The sequence below is a fragment of the Allofranklinella schreckenbergeri genome, assembly GCF_003703475.1.
GTDB classification, from domain to species: Bacteria; Pseudomonadota; Gammaproteobacteria; order Burkholderiales; family Burkholderiaceae_C; genus Lampropedia; species Lampropedia schreckenbergeri.
The window spans coordinates 36629-52644 of record NZ_RDQM01000009.1; the positions used below are offsets into that span (position 1 = coordinate 36629).

General features: G+C 65.4%; 14 protein-coding genes. 9 read left to right on the forward strand and 5 right to left on the reverse strand.

Going from position 1 to position 16016, the window contains the following annotated elements; all coding sequences use genetic code 11:
* Positions 1 to 168: 168 nt before the first annotated feature.
* The 7 genes from EBQ26_RS08040 to EBQ26_RS12960 all read left to right on the forward strand — a co-directional run bounded on the left by EBQ26_RS08040 (position 169) and on the right by EBQ26_RS12960 (position 7649).
* Positions 169 to 2784, forward strand: a complete 2616-nt coding sequence (locus EBQ26_RS08040) for an AI-2E family transporter (protein WP_122238506.1) — start codon at positions 169 to 171, stop codon at positions 2782 to 2784.
* Between the two features lie 107 nt (positions 2785 to 2891).
* The gene (rfbC, locus tag EBQ26_RS08045; RefSeq protein ID WP_122238507.1) at positions 2892 to 3443 is read left to right on the forward strand and encodes a dTDP-4-dehydrorhamnose 3,5-epimerase; all 552 of its coding nucleotides are present in this window, start codon (positions 2892 to 2894) and stop codon (positions 3441 to 3443) included.
* Positions 3444 to 3726: 283 nt separating this feature from the next.
* Positions 3727 to 4323, forward strand: a complete 597-nt coding sequence (locus tag EBQ26_RS08050) for a KdsC family phosphatase (protein WP_122238593.1) — start codon at positions 3727 to 3729, stop codon at positions 4321 to 4323.
* A complete protein-coding gene (gene lptC / locus EBQ26_RS08055) occupies positions 4320 to 4976 on the forward strand; it encodes an LPS export ABC transporter periplasmic protein LptC (protein WP_238944241.1) in 657 nt (218 codons plus the stop codon). Before EBQ26_RS08050 ends, lptC begins: the two co-directional genes overlap by 4 nt.
* Positions 4977 to 5724: 748 nt before the next feature.
* Positions 5725 to 6372: a hypothetical protein gene (locus EBQ26_RS08065; RefSeq protein ID WP_147474031.1), complete on the forward strand. Its 648-nt coding sequence runs from the start codon at positions 5725 to 5727 to the stop codon at positions 6370 to 6372.
* A 216-nt stretch (positions 6373 to 6588) separates the two neighbouring features.
* A complete protein-coding gene (locus tag EBQ26_RS08070; RefSeq protein ID WP_122238594.1) occupies positions 6589 to 7440 on the forward strand; it encodes an SDR family oxidoreductase in 852 nt (283 codons plus the stop codon).
* A 41-nt stretch (positions 7441 to 7481) separates the two neighbouring features.
* Positions 7482 to 7649: a hypothetical protein gene (locus tag EBQ26_RS12960; protein WP_238944242.1), complete on the forward strand. Its 168-nt coding sequence runs from the start codon at positions 7482 to 7484 to the stop codon at positions 7647 to 7649.
* Positions 7650 to 7676: 27 nt separating this feature from the next.
* On the opposite strand, the gene EBQ26_RS08080 is transcribed toward EBQ26_RS12960, so the two are convergent.
* On the reverse strand, positions 7677 to 8888 hold the full coding sequence (locus EBQ26_RS08080) for a M20 aminoacylase family protein (RefSeq protein WP_122238512.1): 1212 nt from the start codon (positions 8886 to 8888) through the stop codon (positions 7677 to 7679).
* A 241-nt stretch (positions 8889 to 9129) separates the two neighbouring features.
* Between EBQ26_RS08080 and EBQ26_RS08085 the strand changes: the two genes are divergently transcribed.
* A complete protein-coding gene (locus EBQ26_RS08085) occupies positions 9130 to 10365 on the forward strand; it encodes a DUF445 domain-containing protein (RefSeq protein ID WP_122238513.1) in 1236 nt (411 codons plus the stop codon).
* Between the two features lie 162 nt (positions 10366 to 10527).
* Here the strand turns inward: EBQ26_RS08085 and EBQ26_RS08090 are convergent, their stop codons facing one another.
* The 4 genes from EBQ26_RS08090 to rpiA all read right to left on the reverse strand — a co-directional run bounded on the left by EBQ26_RS08090 (position 10528) and on the right by rpiA (position 14728).
* Positions 10528 to 12048: a DUF4139 domain-containing protein gene (locus EBQ26_RS08090; protein WP_122238514.1), complete on the reverse strand. Its 1521-nt coding sequence runs from the start codon at positions 12046 to 12048 to the stop codon at positions 10528 to 10530.
* A 111-nt stretch (positions 12049 to 12159) separates the two neighbouring features.
* Positions 12160 to 13245, reverse strand: a complete 1086-nt coding sequence (locus tag EBQ26_RS08095) for a homocysteine S-methyltransferase family protein (RefSeq protein ID WP_122238515.1) — start codon at positions 13243 to 13245, stop codon at positions 12160 to 12162.
* A gap of 132 nt (positions 13246 to 13377) precedes the next feature.
* Complete coding sequence (rsmD, locus tag EBQ26_RS08100) at positions 13378 to 14040, reverse strand: 16S rRNA (guanine(966)-N(2))-methyltransferase RsmD (protein ID WP_122238516.1); 663 nt, start codon at positions 14038 to 14040, stop codon at positions 13378 to 13380.
* A gap of 13 nt (positions 14041 to 14053) precedes the next feature.
* Positions 14054 to 14728 carry a ribose-5-phosphate isomerase RpiA gene (gene rpiA, locus EBQ26_RS08105; RefSeq protein ID WP_122238517.1) on the reverse strand — a complete coding sequence of 225 codons (675 nt, stop codon included), beginning with the start codon at positions 14726 to 14728 and terminating at the stop codon, positions 14054 to 14056.
* Positions 14729 to 14905: 177 nt separating this feature from the next.
* Between rpiA and EBQ26_RS08110 the strand changes: the two genes are divergently transcribed.
* Entirely contained in the window at positions 14906 to 15988 is a 1083-nt protein-coding gene (locus tag EBQ26_RS08110; RefSeq protein WP_122238518.1) for a quinone-dependent dihydroorotate dehydrogenase, read from the forward strand.
* Positions 15989 to 16016: the final 28 nt, after the last annotated feature.

Here is a 16016-nt window from a genome sequence, read left to right on the forward strand (position 1 = left end):
ATAATTGCCGAAACAGGCAGTTTTTATTTCCTTTTTGATTTGCAAAATTAACCAGAGACATCACCAGGCGCCTGTTCAAAGTCGCGGCGCGAGTGGACAAGCCCCGCCAGGCCCCGCCCGCGCGTGCGCCCAGACGATGGCCGCCCCCTCTGCCCACACACACTCCCCATGCATCGAAACGGCTCTGACCCCGCCTCGCCGGGGCGCAACTCCCCCGCATCCGCGCCCGATGCGCCCCCCGCCTACGACAGCGAAGACCGCGCCGCCTTGCACGCCCTGGCCGCCATCGCGCCGGGCCTGCGGCTGGCCAGCGCGCTGGTCACTGCCGGGGCCATCATCGCCGCGCTGTACTTCGGGCGCGATTTGCTCATCCCGCTGGCGCTGGCGGTGCTGCTGGGCTTTTTGCTCGACCCCGTGGTGCGCCGCCTCAAACGCTGGGGCCTGCCGCGCATGGCGGCCATTTTCGTGACCGTGGCGCTGGCCCTGGGCGCGCTCACCGGCCTGGGCTTTTACCTGGGCGGCCAGCTCGCCAGCCTGGCCGAAAGCCTGCCGCGCTACCAGCACACCATGATCGTCAAGCTGCAAACGCTGCGCAACTCCATCGAAAGCCCGGGCGCGCTGGAGGGGCTGACTGCCACGTTCGGGCGCTTGCGCGAAGAAATCTCCGGCAGCCTGGAGGAGCGCGACGACGCCACGCCATCCGCCTCCAACGACGCGGGCGCCGAAGTACAAACCGTGCAACTGGCCCCGCAGCAGCTCTCGCCCGCACAGCAGGCGGGCATTTGGCTGCTGCACATCAGCGAGCCGCTGTTCACCGCAGGCATCGTGCTGCTGTTCGTCATCCTGGTGCTGCTGGACCGCGATGGCCTGCGCGAGCGCCTGCTGCGCCTGGTGGGCGGCAACATCCACCTGGCCACCGATGCGCTGGACGAAGCCGCCCAGCGCATCGGCAAATACCTGCGCATGCAGCTCATCGTCAACATCGCCTACGGCTTCCCGCTGGCCATCGGCCTGTGGCTGATCGGCGTGCCCGGCGCGCCGCTATGGGGCGTGGTGGCCGCGCTGATGCGCTATATCCCCTACGTCGGGCCGGCGCTGGCCGCCATCTTTCCGCTGGCCCTGTCTTTCGCCGTCGGCCACGGCTGGGACATGCTGCTGTGGACGCTGGCGCTGATCGTGGCGCTGGAGCTGATCAGCAACAACCTCATCGAGCCGTGGCTGTACGGCGAAAGCACGGGCCTGTCCACCCTGGCCATCATCGTCTCGGCCACGTTCTGGACGGCCCTGTGGGGCCCCATCGGCCTGATCCTGGCCACCCCCCTGACCGTGTGCCTGCTGGTGCTCGGGCGCAGCATCGAAGCGCTGAACTTTCTCGAAGTCCTGCTCGGCAGCGACCCCGTGCTCACGCCGCCGCAGCGCCTGTACCAGCGCCTGCTGGTGGAAGACGTGGACAGCGCCATGGACCTGGCGCGCAGCACCATCAAGCAACACATGGCCGACAGCCCGGGCGAATCCGGCCCGCCCTCGGCCGTCACCCACCTCTACGACGCCGTCGCCCTGCCCGCCCTGCGCCTGTCCAGCCAGGCCCACAGCAGCCTGGCCACCGCCGAGCAGCGTTTTCGCTTCAACAACGGCATGGACGAATGGCTGGCCGAGCTGGCCGACGCCTACCCGCCCGAGCCAGCCACCCTCCCCGCCGCAGGCGAATACGCGCGCGTGCACTGCCTGGGCGCGCGCTGGGAAGTCGATGGCATGGCCGCCGCCGCCATGGCCCACAGCCTGCGCCTGTTTGGCCACCGCGCCAGCTACAGCGAGCACGCGCTGGGCGCGCGCATGCACTTGCACACGCTGCCCGATCTCTCCAGCACCGCCGTGCTGTGCCTGGCCGTGTTCAGCCCCTCGCCGCAAGCGCAAATCCGCTATCTGGCCCGCCACATCCGCCAGCACTGGCCGCACGTGCGCATCGTCGCAGGCATCTGGAACGCCCCCTCGCTGGCCCTGACGCCCGAGCTGGCCGGGCGCGTGCTGGCCGACCACCTCGTGGGCCGCCTGCATGAAATGGTGATGCGCGTGGACCACCTGCTGCACGCCGAAGGCGCACTGGACTACCACCCCGCCCCGCCCCCCGCCAACGAAGCCCAACGCCTGCAAGCCCTGCACGACAGCGGCCTGCTGCACGCCCCGCAAGCGCAAGAGCTCTACCAGGACTGCGTGCGCCGCGCCATCAACGCCTTCGACATGAAGCACGCGCAAATCGCCCTGATCGACGCCCAGTGGATCCACACCCCCGCCACCAGCCTCATCACCCCCAAGGAAAGCGCCCCGCTGGCCGGGCTGCCACGCGCGCAATCCATCAGCGCCCACATCGCCAGCCAGGCCGCGCCGCTGGTCATTGAAGACACCCAGGCCGACCTGCGCTTTGCCAACAACCCCCACGTGCTGGCGCACGGCATGCGCTTCTACGCCGGCGTGCCCCTGCTCGACCGGCACGGCCACACCCTGGGCGCGCTCTCCATCATGGACGACCAGCCCCACGCCGAAGCCGATATCGACATGGCCCTGCTGCAATACATGGCCTCCGAACTCATGGCCGCCCTGCACAAACTGCTGCGCCCGCGCAAACCCTCGCTGAAAGAAGCCGTGCTCAAAGCCACCCGCAGCAATGCCGAAAGCGATGGCGAAAGTGATGGCGCGGACGAGGACAAGAGCCAGAGCAACGGCAACGGCAACGACCAGAACGGGGGCCAGCCCCTCAGCAGCGACACGCCCCCCAAAGACCACTGACAACCACTGACGCCCGCACAAACAGCACCACCATCCTTGCTACATTCGCCCGCGCCCTGCCCATCTGCCCGGGCATGGCGCCCGTATTCACAAAGCTTTTTCCCCTCATGGACGTTATCCCCACCCCCATCCCCGAAGTCCTGCTGCTCAAGCCCCGCGTGTTTGGCGATGCGCGCGGCTTTTTCAGCGAGAGCTTCAACCAGCGCGTGTTCGATGCCGCCGTGGGCGGCCACACCACCTTCGTGCAAGACAACCACAGCCGCAGCAGCTACGGCGTGCTGCGCGGCCTGCACTACCAAATCCGCCAGCCCCAAGGCAAGCTGGTGCGCGTGGCGCGCGGCCAAGCCTTTGACGTGGCGGTGGACTTGCGCCGCAGCTCGCCCACCTTCGGCCAATGGGCCGGCGCGCTGCTCACCGACGCTGGCGCCGAACAACTCTGGGTGCCGCCAGGCTTTGCGCACGGCTTTCTGGCGCTATCCGAAACGGTGGACTTCCTCTACAAAACCACCGACTACTACGCCCCCGAGCACGAGCGCAGCATCGCCTGGAACGACCCCACCCTGGCCATCCAATGGCCCGCACTGACCGTAGCCGCGCCCACCATCTCCGCCAAAGACGCCCAAGCCTGCGCCTTTGCCGATGCGGCGTATTTCGATTAAGCCAGCGCACCCCGCGCGCGCCCATTTGCATTCGCAGGCGAACCACGCCCTCTCCAGCAAAGCAAAAAAACCACCCTGTTTCGGCTTGATGGTCAATAGGATTATTTTCCTTTGATATGCAAAACCATCCGCGCAAACCCCGTCAAATTACCAATCAAAGGAACAAAAATCACCCTGTTTCGGCAAAATAGGCAATCACCCACATTTCCTTTGATTGAAACAAAGCACCGCCCGCCCCCACCGCATTACCATCGCCGCCTGTTTTGCCCCCTGCCCGCACGCCATGACCGCCATCCCCATCCTGCCCCGCTTCGCCCCACCGCTGCTGAACCAAGCCCAGCCCGTGCGCGTGGTGTTCTTCGACGTCGATGGCGTGCTCACCGACGGCGGCCTGTACTTCGGCCCCGAAGGCGAGCAACTCAAGCGCTTTCACACCCTTGATGGGCACGGCATCAAACTGCTCCAGCGCGCCGGCATCACCCCCGCCGTCATCACCGGGCGCGACAGCGCCGCCCTGCGCCTGCGCCTGCAAGCCCTGGGCGTGCAACACGCCATCTACGGCACAGAGGACAAACTCCCCGCCGCCCAAACCCTGCTGGCGCAACTGAACCTCAGCTGGGCACAAGCCGCCGCCATGGGCGACGACTGGCCCGATCTGCCCGTGCTGCGCGCCTGCGCCCTGGCCATCGCCCCGCCCGGCGCCCACGCCGAAGTGCGCGCCTGCGCCCACTACATCACCCAGGCAGGCGGCGGCCAAGGCGCCGTGCGCGAATGCTGCGACCTGCTGCTCATGGCCCAAGGCCACTACGGCGCGCTGCTGCAACAAGCCCCAGGCCCCGTCGCCCAGGCCACACCTCAGAGCGAAGGGGCGCAGCCATGACCTCGCCCACAGCGCCCCAGCCCTACGACCCGCGCCGCAAACCCCGGCGCAGCCTGCGCTACCGGCTCGACAAACTCTCCGTTTACGCCCCCATGCTCGTCATGGCCGCGCTCGCCCTGGCCACCTACTGGCTCTCGCGCAGCATGCCCGAGCCCATCGCGCCACAAACCATCGCCCTGACCGAGCGCGAGCCAGACTACCGCCTGCACGGCTTTGCCGTGCGCAGCTACCGCCCCGATGGACAACTGACGGCGGAAATCTTCGGCAGCAACGGCCAGCACTTCCCCGCCAGCGACACCCTGGAAGTGCACAACCTGCGCCTGCGCGCCATCACCGAAGACGGCCGCGTGCTCTCCGCCACCGCCGACACCGGCGCCAGCAATGGCCAAGGCACCTATGCGCGCCTGGACGGCCAGGCCGTCGTCATCCAGCAAGCCAGCGCCAGCGCCCCGCGCATGGAATTTCGCAGCGCCCAACTGCAAGTCTGGCCCGAAGAAGGCCGCGTACACAGCGACACCCCCGTGCAATTGCTGCGCGGCCCCGACCGCCTCAGCGGCCACAACCTGCGCTACGACAAACAGCGCCACCTCACCGAAATCGGCGGCCCGGTGCAAGCCACGTTTCTCAGCCTGCCACGCACCATGCAAAAGTAACCCGCGCGCCTGATGCGCGGCGTTATCCCGCATGGATACGCCCGCCAAAGTTGGCGATCATGCGCGCCTAATCCACTTTGAGGAGCCTGGAGATATGCGCAGCCGACTTTTCCCCTTGGCCTGTCTTGCCACGCTGCTGGCCGCCTGTGGCGGTGGGGGCGACTCCCCCCTGCCACCAGAGCCGCCGGCAAACCCCAATCCGCCGCCTGCACAGCCCGAACCCGCCAAGCCCCTGCCCAAGCCGGTGCCAAACGCCTTGACCGTCATGGCCGGTTCGGCTGATTTTTCGGATCGGCACTGCACGCCGGCCAGCCATTTACCCATCGCGGAAAAATCAATCGATTGGCATGCCGTACGGTTTTATGCCGTGGAGCGGATTTATCACCAGACCGAGCAAATATATTTGCTCTCCGATGGCGGAGTTTCACAATGTGCGGGTTTGGCCCACCCCCGTTCGCACGTGCACAGAATGGACGCAAATGGCCGGGTTTTTGAATTCATACACGGCAGAATTCCGGAGATTTTGGCCCCTTTGCCAGAAAATCGTTTAAGCGGCTTGTTTTTCAATAACGGCAAGATTTACGCCACCACCATTGCAAAAACAAATGCCGATCAAGGCTATGCACTCCATTCCGGATTTGGGATGCCATATGCAGATTATTCGCGTAATGGGCCGCTGCTGATTGCCTTTACCCGCTCCGATCGAAATCCATTATTTGTTTCCGGTTTTGATCACCGAATGGCGGGCTTGCCTGATTCTGAATCAGGAAACACTTTTATCCCCTTCGATGCCATCGACGGCCCGCCCGGCCAGGCGCGTTTTTACGCCCCCCACAGCCTGGTCACAGGCGGCGATGGCGTGCAGTACTTTGTGGACAAGGGGCAGGTGCGCAGCATCGATAGGCATCTGCATGTGCGCACGCTGACGCTGCCCAGCATGGCCGAGGGCGACGTGGCGCTGGATTTGGATGTGGATGCCCAAGGGCAGGTGCATTTGATCAGCCAGAACGCCGCCGGGGCCTACGCCTGGCACCAGCTTGCCAGCGGGCAGCGGCGCGACTTCCGCATCGAAGGGTACGGCCTGCCGCATATCAGCATGGCCGTGCGCGCAGGTGCGCAAGGCCAGACTTTGGCGCTGGCGGTGCGCGACGATGCGTTGCCTGAGAAATGGTCCAGCGTGTACCGCGTGGATTGGGCCGCCAACCCGGCCGGGGCGGCCACGGGTTCAGCCCAGCCCCGCCTGCTGCTGGGCGGCGCCGAGCTTCCCGCCACGGCGCAAGACTATCTGCAAGCGCCCAGCCGCTACCGCCTGCCCAATGTGCGCGATGTGCATTTCGTGGGCCAGACGCTGTGGCTGTCGGTGGCGCAGGCGGTGCTGGCGATGGAGCTGGAATAAAGCGCGCACGCCACAGCCTTGACCCCGATCGGGCAAAGCAAAACAAGCTGCCTAAAAAACAGGCACGCTCAGGCCCTTCATAGGGCCATCCCACGCTCGCCCACGACTTATCCACAGCTTTTTGCACCGCCAATGTGGATGTCTCGGGCTGGGAGCCTGTGCAAAGCGTGCGATAAAGCGCGTTTTGTCCGGATTTTGTCCAAGAGCCTGTTTGCCATGCCTTCTGCCGCCACATCTTCTGCTGCGCCCGCTTCCTCCTCCCCTGCTTCTTCCCGCACGGCCGTGACGCTCACGCCCCGGCCGCTGGTATTCATCACGGGCGCTTCCAGCGGCTTGGGGCAGGCGTTGGCGGCGCACTATGCGCAAAAGGGCTGGCGGCTGGCTTTGGTGGCGCGGCGGCTGGAGGTGATGCAGCAGTGGCGGCAGGCGTTGAATTTGAGTGAGGAGGTATGCCGCCTGTATGCGGCCGATGTCTCCCGGCCCGAGCGCATCCGCGCCGTGGCCGAGCAATGCCTGGCCGAGCAGGGCTTGCCCGATGTGGTGATTGCCAGCGCGGGCATCAGTTGGGGCGTGGATACCGCCGAGTGGGAGGATTTGGAGGGCATGCAGCGCATTTGGCAGACCAACAACCTGGGCATGGCGGCCAGCTTCATCCCTTTTATCAAGCCCATGCGCCAGCGCGGCAGCGGCACGCTGGTGGGCATTGCCAGCGTGGCCGGGGTGCGGGGTTTGCCCGGCCATGCGGGCTATTGCGCCAGCAAGGCGGCGGCCATCGCCTATTGCGAGAGTTTGCGCGGAGATTTGCGCGGCAGCGGCGTGGGGGTGGTGACGATCAGCCCGGGCTTTATCCGCACGCCGATGACGGCGGACAACCCGTTTCCCATGCCGTTTCTCACCGATGCGCAGGTGTTTGCCGCGCGCGCTTTCGAGGCGATTGAGCGCCAGCGCAGCTACGTCGTCATCCCCTGGCAAATGGCCTGGGTGGCACGGCTGCTGCGCATCTTGCCCAACGGGCTGTTCGATGCGGCCCTGGCCGGGCGCGAGCGCAAGCCCAGACAGCCGCATTGAGCACATTGAGCACATTGAGCACATTGAGCACATTGAGCACATTGAGCACATTGAGCGCATTGAGCGCATTGAACGCCCTGAACCCACTGGGCGCCTGCGCGCAGGGCATGAAAAAAGGGCGCTGGAATGCGCCCTTTTGTTTCAATCAAAGAAAAATTGATTTTTTACACATCATGCCAAAACAAGGCAGTTTTATTTCCTTTGATTGATCATTCCAACCTCTTTCAACATCTTGCCTACGCCTGCCCTGCCTGCTCGGCAAACCAGCGCTGGGCCAGGCGCACCCAGTAGGTGCCGCCCAGGGGGATGAGGGCGTCGTTGAAGTCGTAGCTGGGGTTGTGCAGCGTGCAGGGGCCGCCCGCGTGGCCTTGCGGACGGTGCGCGCCGTCGCCGTTGCCGATGAAGCAGTAGGCACCGGGCTTTTCCAGCAGCATGAAGGAGAAATCCTCCGCACCCATGGAGGGGATTTGCTCCAGCGCGCGCGCCTGCATGTCGCCCATGACGCGGCGCGCCAGGGCCACTTCGGCGCTGCTGTTGACGGTGGCGGGGTAGTTGCGCTCGAACACGAAATCCGCCTCGCACTCGAAGGCGCTGGCGATGTCGCGGGCGACTTTTTCCATGCGCGCCTGCACCAGATCGAGCACTTCGGTCTTGAAGGTGCGCACGGTGCCGTCGATGCGGCAGGCGTTGGGCACGACGTTGTTGGCCTCGCCACCGTGGATCATGGTCACGGAGATGACGGCCGCCTCCACCGGGCTGACGTTGCGGCTGACAATGGTTTGAAAGCCCATCACCATCTGGCAGGCCACGGGCATGGGATCGATGGTGACGTGGGGCATGGCGGCGTGGCCGCCTTTGCCGCGGATGGTGATGTGAAACTCGTTGGACGAAGCCATCACCGGCCCGTCGGCCACGGCCATTTCGCCGGGGGCCATGCCGGGCCAGTTGTGCATGCCGAAAACGGCGTCCATGGGAAATTGCCGGAACAGCCCGTCCTCGATCATGGCGCGCGCGCCGCCGCCGCCTTCCTCGGCGGGCTGGAAGATGAGGTAGACGGTGCCGTCAAAGTCGCGGTTGGCGCCGTGGCCCCAGTGCTGGGCGGCGGCCAGCAGCATGGTGGTGTGGCCGTCGTGGCCGCAGGCGTGCATCTTGCCGGGGGTGCGGCTGGCGTGGGCGAAGGTGTTGGCCTCTTGCATGGGCAGCGCGTCCATGTCGGCGCGCAGGCCGATGGCTTTACCGCTGGCGCCGCCGTCGCGCCCGTGCACGATGCCGACAACGCCGGTTTTGCCCAGCCCGCGGTGCACTTCAATGCCCCATTGCTGCAAGAGCGAGGCGACCAGATCGGCCGTGCGGTGTTCTTCATAGCCCAGCTCGGGGTGGGCGTGGATGTCTTGGCGGATGGCGCTGAGGGCCTCGGCCTGGCGGACAATGGAGTCGATCAATTTCATAACGTGGTCATGCTGTGCGTAGTGCCAATGTGGCGGCCAGTGTAGCGGCAGGCCTGCGCGCCCGCATGCGCCCTGGGCTTTGGGCCAGGCTGGCGAATGTTTTTATTACAAATCATTGAGAAATAAAACAACCATATTTCGGCATGATAGATATAAAAATTAATTTACTTTGATTTGAAATCTCTTGCATCCCTTCCTTCCCCCTCACGAGGCGCGCTTGCTGCGCAGAAAGACTTTGCCTATGCGACATCCCCTGGCCCTTTCGCTGCTGTTGGCGGCGACGGTTCTCTACATCGTGGCCACTGCGCTGCATGCGCAGCACCCCGTCTGGCCGTATGTGGCGGCATTTGCGGAGGCGGCGATGGTCGGCGCGCTGGCCGATTGGTTTGCCGTGGTGGCGCTGTTTCGCCATCCCCTGGGCTTGCCCATTGCGCACACGGCGGTGCTGGCGCGCAACCAGCAGCGGCTGGGGCAGGGGCTGGCCGATTTCATCGACCGCAATTTTTTGAGCGCCAGCCACGTGCGCGAGCGCCTGGCGCAGTTCAACGCCGCGCCGTGGCTGGCGCAATGGTTGCAACAGCCGCACAACGTGCGTGCGCTGATGCAGCCGCTGACGGCGGCGGTGGATTTCGGCGTGCATGCGATGGACGATGCGCGCGTGCGCGCTTTCTTCATCCGCAACGTGCGCCAGGCGCTGGGCAAGCTCGATGTTTCGGGCAGCACGGCGGCGGTGCTCAACGGCCTGACCGCCGAGGGCCGCCATCAGGCGCTGCTGGACGACATCCTGGCCCAACTGGCGCGCGTGGTGGAGAGCGAGAGCGCCCAGCAGCACATCACGCAGGCGATTGCGCGCGAACTCAAGGCCCTGCGCTATCTGGCGCTGGATCAGGTCACGGCCCGCGCGGGCACGCGCCAAATCGTGCGTGCGCTGGCGCGCAACCTCAAGGACATGGGCGAGTCGCCCGATCACCCGCTGCGCCAGCGTTTCGATGCGGCGGTGCAGGGCTGGATCGAGCGCTTGCAGCAAGATGAGCAGGTGCAGCTCAAGGCCAGCACGCTGCGCGACCAGTTGCTGGCGCATCCGGCGCTGGGCGCGTATCTGGAGCAAGTTTGGGGCGATGTGCTGGCCTGGCTGGCGCGCGATGTGAACGATCCGGCCTCCAGCCTGCACCAGCGGCTGGAGGCGGCCATCACCCACCTGGGCCGGGAGCTGGAGGCGCAACCGGCCATGCAGCAGTGGGTGAACGCGCAGGTGCAGCAGATCGGCCCGCAGATCGTCGAGCGCTACCGCAGCGCCATCCACCGCTACATCACCGACCGCGTGGGCCAGTGGGATACGCGCGAGCTGATCGAGGAGGTGGAGGGCCACCTGGGCCGCGATTTGCAGTACATCCGCATCAACGGCACGCTGGTGGGCGGCATCGTGGGGCTGGCCATTCACACGCTGACGCAGTGGGTGATGGCGCTGGCGGCCTGATGGTTTTATTCAATTCAAGGGAAAATTGACTTGATACCTGTTTTGCCGAAATAGGCATATATTCTTTCTCATTGAAATAAAAAAGCGCCTTCAGAGGCGCTTTTTTTCAGGCATCGGGCAGGTGCGCGGCGCAAGCCGAACACCCCATCCAGCGCCCTGCCATCAGTACTGCACGCGCACGGTGTAATGCAGTTGCGCCTTGCCCTCGGCGGGCACTTGCAGCTCCCACTGCGCCAGGTTGGCTGCGGGCTTGGTGTGCGGGTGGCTTTCCTTGAGCATGCTCCAGTCGCCGGGGATGGGCTCGACGATTTTGACGGTGGCCGGCTCGCTCTTGGCGTTGCGCAGCTCGACGGTGAAGCTCATCTCATGGACGCGCTCGCTGATTTTTTGCCGATCCGTGTTCTTCCACGTGCCGTTGAGATCAAAGGCTTCGCCGAGCTTGAGGCGCACGGTTTCGTTCCTGGCCGTGTGGTCGATGCGGTCCTCGCCCACAAACAGCGCCTGGCCTTTGCGATCGGCCTTGTACACGCGCACCACGCCGCGCGGCAGCGGCATGCCCATGTCGCCGCCTTTGTTGTCGAACTCGACGAACACGCTGACCTTGCGTTTATCGCCCAGCTCGGGGAGGCTGTCACGGCCATGGGTGAGCAGGTGGTACCAATGCTCGGCGCCTTGCAGGCGGTATTCCTTTTGCACCGGCACCTGGCTGGCCGAGAGCAGCGCCACCTGCTTGCTTTGGTTTTGCGCAATCGTCGTCGGCCTGGGCAGGGTGTAGAGGTGGTATTCGAACAGCTCCTCCTGCTGCATGGCCTCGCTGGCCAGGGCCATGGGGGCCGTGGCGGTTTTGAGCATCACGCGATCGCGCTGCTGCTGCACGCGCGCCACATCGCCGGCCACCAGTTGCAGCGTGGCGTTGTCGTAACGCGCGCCGCTTTCGTTGGTCAGCGTGACCCAGCCGGCCAGATCAAGCGTTTTCTCATCGGCCGCGAGCGTGGCGACGTAATCGGCCGCCCAGCCCATGCCGCTGGTGAGGTAGGAGAGATCGAGCGGCTGCGCGCCCGCTTGCGGCGCTTGCAGGGTGACGCTGAGCGTGGGGCGGTCGCGCAGGTTGGCGGGCACGGCGCCAAAGGCCATGCGGCCATCTTTGGGCAGGCCGGTTTCGATGCGGTCGGCGTACTGGAGCACGGGCTGGCCGCCGTTGTTGGCCAGCACCTTGGCCGGCTCGCTGTGCTCCTGCCCCGTGGCCGGGTTGGCGCGGATGACGGTGATGCTCTGGCCGACGTATTTCTCCAGCAGCGACTGGCCGCTGAGCAGGTCGAAATCGAAGTTCTGCTCCAGCAGCGTCAGCGGCGCGCCGGTGGCGCTGCGCAGGCTGACGGTCTGCGGCATGATTTGAGCGGCCACATCGCGCAAGGCGAGCTGGTTGAGCCCCTGGCGCAGCGGCACCTGGCGCTGCTCGCGCACCAGCGCCAGGCCATCGTTGTAGATGGTGACGGCCACGCCCTGGCGGTCGCTGGCCTGGCTGACGGTTTCCTGCGCAGCGGCAGCGGCGCTCTCGCCCGCGCTGCCCGAACTGCCCACGCCGTCCACACTGGCGCCAGCGGCATAGGCCACGGCGCACAGGCTCAAGCCCGACAGACCGGACAGCCCCAGCCAGCGGCGGGAAAAACGAAAACGGAACATGGCAAACCCTCCTTGTCATCCACTTGCTGTTATCGACTTGCTGTCATCCACATGTCGCCCGCTGCATGGGGCGGCCTCCGTGTTGAACGATGAAATTGTGCGCTCAAGCTCTCACGCCACTTCGCGGTAGGCGCCAAAACGCCCGGCGGCGCTGAGCGCGCGCGCTGGCTCGGCGGCCACGGCGCGGGCGATGGCGCCAATGTGATCGGGCGTGGTGCCGCAGCAGCCGCCCACGATGTTGACCAACCCCTGGGCGGCAAACTCGTGCACCAGGCGGCTGGTGACTTCGGGCGTTTCATCAAAGCCGGTTTCGCTCATCGGGTTGGGCAGGCCGGCATTGGGGTAGCAACTGATGAAGGTGTCTTTGGCGACGCTGGCCAGCTCCTGAATGTAGGGGCGCATCAAGGCCGCGCCCAGCGCGCAGTTCAGGCCCACGGCCAGCGGCTGGGCATGGCGCACGCTGTGCCAGAAGGCCGTCACCGTCTGCCCCGAGAGGATGCGCCCGGAGGCGTCGGTGACGGTGCCGCTGATGAGAATGGGCAGGCATTGGCCCGTGGCGTCGAAGGCCTGCTGCACGGCAAACAGCGCGGCTTTGGCGTTGAGGGTGTCGAAAATCGTCTCCACCAAAATCACGTCCGCGCCGCCTTCGATCAAGGCCAGGGTTTGCTCCAGATAGCTTTGGCGCAGGGTTTCGAAATCCACATTGCGTGCGCCGGGGTCGTTCACATCCGGGCTGATGCTGGCCGTGCGCGGCGTCGGCCCCAGCGCCCCGGCCACGTAGCGCGGCTGCTGGGGGGTGGAGAATTTGTCGCAAGCGGCGCGCGCCAACTGAGCCGAGCGCAGATTCATCTCACGCGCCAGATCGGCCATGCCGTAGTCCTCCTGCGCCACAGCGGTGGCGCCAAAGGTGTTGGTTTCGATCAAATCCGCGCCTGCGGCCAGATAGCTTTCGTGGATGCTGGCGATCACGTCCGGGCGGGTGAGCGAGAGCAGCTCGTTGTTGCCCTTGACATCGCGCGGAAAGTCGGCAAAGCGCGCCCCGGCTGCACCCGGCCCGTCGTAGCCCTGGCCGCGGTATTGGGCTTCATCGAGTTTGAAACGCTGAATCATCGTGCCCATCGCCCCATCAAGGATGACGATGCGCTGGCGCAAGAGCTGCGGCAGGGCTTGGGCGCGGGTGTAGTGTGGTGTGGACATGGGCGCTATTGTAGGTTTGCCCGCCGTCTGCATGCGGCTTTGGGGGCTTTGATTTACAAATCAACAGGAAATAAAATATGCCATTTTCGGCATGATATGTAACACCCGTGTTTTTCTTTGAAGTGCAATACATCAAGCGGCCGCCAGGCGCAGCACATGGGCATGCACCGCCCCGGCCTTGAGGTAATGCAGGCGCTGCCAGCCCAGGGGCTGGAGCGCGGCATCGTCCCAGCGCTGGCTGCTCTCCAGATACAGCAGGCCGTGCGGCGCCAGGCTTTGGCGCGCGAGCTGCAAGGCCGGGCGCTCCAGCTCGGCGGCGTAGGGCGGGTCGAGAAAAATCACATCCCAGCCCGCCGCGCCATCCGTCGTGGCCGCCACCGGGCGGGTTTGCAAGGCATGCAGGCCGTCGCCCTGGCGCACGGTGATGGTGCGGGCCTGAAGCTGGCGGGCGTTGGCTTGCAGTTGCGCGCAAAGCTGGCGGTCGCGCTCGACCAGCGTGACGTGGGCGGCGTGGCGCGAAGCGGCCTCAAAGCCCAGAGCGCCACTGCCTGCAAAGGCATCCAGGCAGTACAGACCACTCAAATCCTGCCCCAGCCAGTTGAACAGGGTTTCGCGCACGCGATCGGGCGTGGGGCGCAAACCCGGCTTGGGCGCAACGGCTAGGCGCGTGCGCTTCCACTGCCCGCCGATGATGCGCACATGGCCGGGGCCGCCTGCGCGGGTGCGGGCGGCATCGCGGGCGTTGCGCTCGGTGCGCACAGGCGAAGCAGGGGCAACAGGGCGGCGTGCAGCCATCACAACAGCCCCATCAATCCCATTGCAAGGTTTGCACGCCCTCGGCCGTGCCCAGCAGGCACACGCTGGCGCGGTGGCGGGCAAAAATGCCCACGGTGACAACGCCAGGCCAGGCGCTGATCTCGTTTTCCAGCGCCAGCGGCTCGGTGATGCGCAGGCCGCGCACATCGACGATGTGCATGCCGTTGTCGGTAACCAGCGGCTGCCCCTCGCGCAGGCGCACGCTGGCCTGCCCGCCCAGCGCGGCAAAACGGCGCACGATTTGCGCTGCGGCCATGGGCACCACCTCCACCGGCAGCGGGAAGGCGCCCAACGTCTGCACGCGTTTGCTGCCATCGGCAATGCAGAGAAAGCGCGCGGCCAAATCGGCCACGATTTTTTCGCGCGTCAGCGCCGCGCCGCCGCCTTTGATCATGCAGCCGTTGGCGTCGATCTCATCGGCGCCGTCGATATACCAATCCAGCGCCTGCACCTCGCTGGCGGGCAGCACGGCAATGCCCGCCTGTTGCAGCAGCGCGGTGCTGGCCTCGGAGCTGGACACCGCCCCTTGCAAGGGAATGGCCGCCTGGGCCAGCGCTTCAATGAATTTGTTGACGGTTGAGCCAGTGCCCACGCCAAGAATGCTGTGGGGTTTGACGTATGCGAGAGCGGCTTGGCCGACGAGGGCCTTGAGGGCGTCCTGGTCCATGATGGAGGGGGCGGGTGAGAAAAAGAAGGAAAAGAGCGGACGGCGACTTGGCCGCCGCGCCTTGTGAAATCAACAGCCCCACATTATCCCCGTTGCCCCAAGCAGGGCATGTGAGGCGCTTGCCGCTCCCGGCCGGCGCACCTTGAGCCTTGCAACGTTCCTTTACACTCGCGCCCCATGGATTTCTACCCGCTGATACGCCCGTTTCTGTTCGCCATGGATGCCGAGAAGGCGCATGAATTCGCCTTGGATTGGATCAAGAGAACGCAATCGAGCGGCTGGCTGCGCCGCCTTTATGCGCAGCGCCGCGTGGACGACCCCGTTACCGTGGCGGGGCTGGAGTTTCCCAACCGCGTGGGCCTGGCCGCCGGGCTGGACAAAAACGCGCGCTGCATCGATGGGCTGGCGGCCATGGGCTTTGGCTTTGTGGAAGTGGGCACCGTCACGCCCCTGGCGCAGGGAGGCAACTCCAAGCCGCGCATGTTCCGCATCCGCGAGGCCGGCGCCATCATCAACCGCATGGGTTTTAACAACCAGGGGCTGGAGGCGTTTTTGAAGAACGTGCAAAAGTCCACCGCCCGCCAGGGCCAGCACCCCATGCGGCTGGGCCTGAACATCGGCAAAAACGCGGCCACGCCCATTGAGCGCGCCGCCGATGACTATGTGAGCTGCTTGCGCGCGGTCTATCCGCATGCCGATTACGTCACCATCAACATCAGCTCGCCCAACACCAAAAATCTGCGCGATTTGCAGTCGAATTCCTCGCTCGACGCCTTGCTCAAGGCGCTGACCGATTGCCGCGAGGAGCTCAAGCAGACGCATGCGCACAAGCCCATGTTCCTCAAGATCGCGCCCGATCTCTCCACCGACCAGGTGGCGTTGATTGCCCACATCGTGCAGCAGCACCAGGTGGACGGGGTGATTGCCACCAACACCACCATCAACCACGACGAGGTGGCCCCGTATCCGCACGGCGATGAAGTCGGTGGCGTCAGCGGCGCGCCAGTGCGCCAGGTCAGCACCGAGGTGATTCGCCAGTTGCGCCAGGCCGTTGGCCCCGCCCTGCCCATCATTGGCGCAGGCGGCATCATGGATACGGAGGACGCGCTCGAGAAAATCGACGCAGGCGCCGATCTGGTGCAGATCTACACCGGCCTGATTTACCGTGGCCCGGCGCTGGTGCCGCAACTGGCGCAGGCGATCAAAGAGTACAAGGCCAAGGCGTGCCAGGCCCTGCCGCCCCAGACCGCCGCGCGGTGAAGTGGCGGCCCCAATGACCTGAACCAAT

Coding starts and splice junctions, on each gene's coding strand:
- EBQ26_RS08040 (WP_122238506.1), top strand. CDS start 169: ATGCATCGAAACGGCTCTGACCCCGCCTCGCCGGGGCGCAACTCCCCC.
- rfbC (WP_122238507.1), top strand. CDS start 2,892: ATGGACGTTATCCCCACCCCCATCCCCGAAGTCCTGCTGCTCAAGCCC.
- EBQ26_RS08050 (WP_122238593.1), top strand. CDS start 3,727: ATGACCGCCATCCCCATCCTGCCCCGCTTCGCCCCACCGCTGCTGAAC.
- lptC (WP_238944241.1), top strand. CDS start 4,320: ATGACCTCGCCCACAGCGCCCCAGCCCTACGACCCGCGCCGCAAACCC.
- EBQ26_RS08070 (WP_122238594.1), top strand. CDS start 6,589: ATGCCTTCTGCCGCCACATCTTCTGCTGCGCCCGCTTCCTCCTCCCCT.
- EBQ26_RS08080 (WP_122238512.1), bottom strand. CDS start 8,888: ATGAAATTGATCGACTCCATTGTCCGCCAGGCCGAGGCCCTCAGCGCC.
- EBQ26_RS08085 (WP_122238513.1), top strand. CDS start 9,130: ATGCGACATCCCCTGGCCCTTTCGCTGCTGTTGGCGGCGACGGTTCTC.
- EBQ26_RS08090 (WP_122238514.1), bottom strand. CDS start 12,048: ATGTTCCGTTTTCGTTTTTCCCGCCGCTGGCTGGGGCTGTCCGGTCTG.
- EBQ26_RS08095 (WP_122238515.1), bottom strand. CDS start 13,245: ATGTCCACACCACACTACACCCGCGCCCAAGCCCTGCCGCAGCTCTTG.
- rsmD (WP_122238516.1), bottom strand. CDS start 14,040: ATGGCTGCACGCCGCCCTGTTGCCCCTGCTTCGCCTGTGCGCACCGAG.
- rpiA (WP_122238517.1), bottom strand. CDS start 14,728: ATGGACCAGGACGCCCTCAAGGCCCTCGTCGGCCAAGCCGCTCTCGCA.
- EBQ26_RS08110 (WP_122238518.1), top strand. CDS start 14,906: ATGGATTTCTACCCGCTGATACGCCCGTTTCTGTTCGCCATGGATGCC.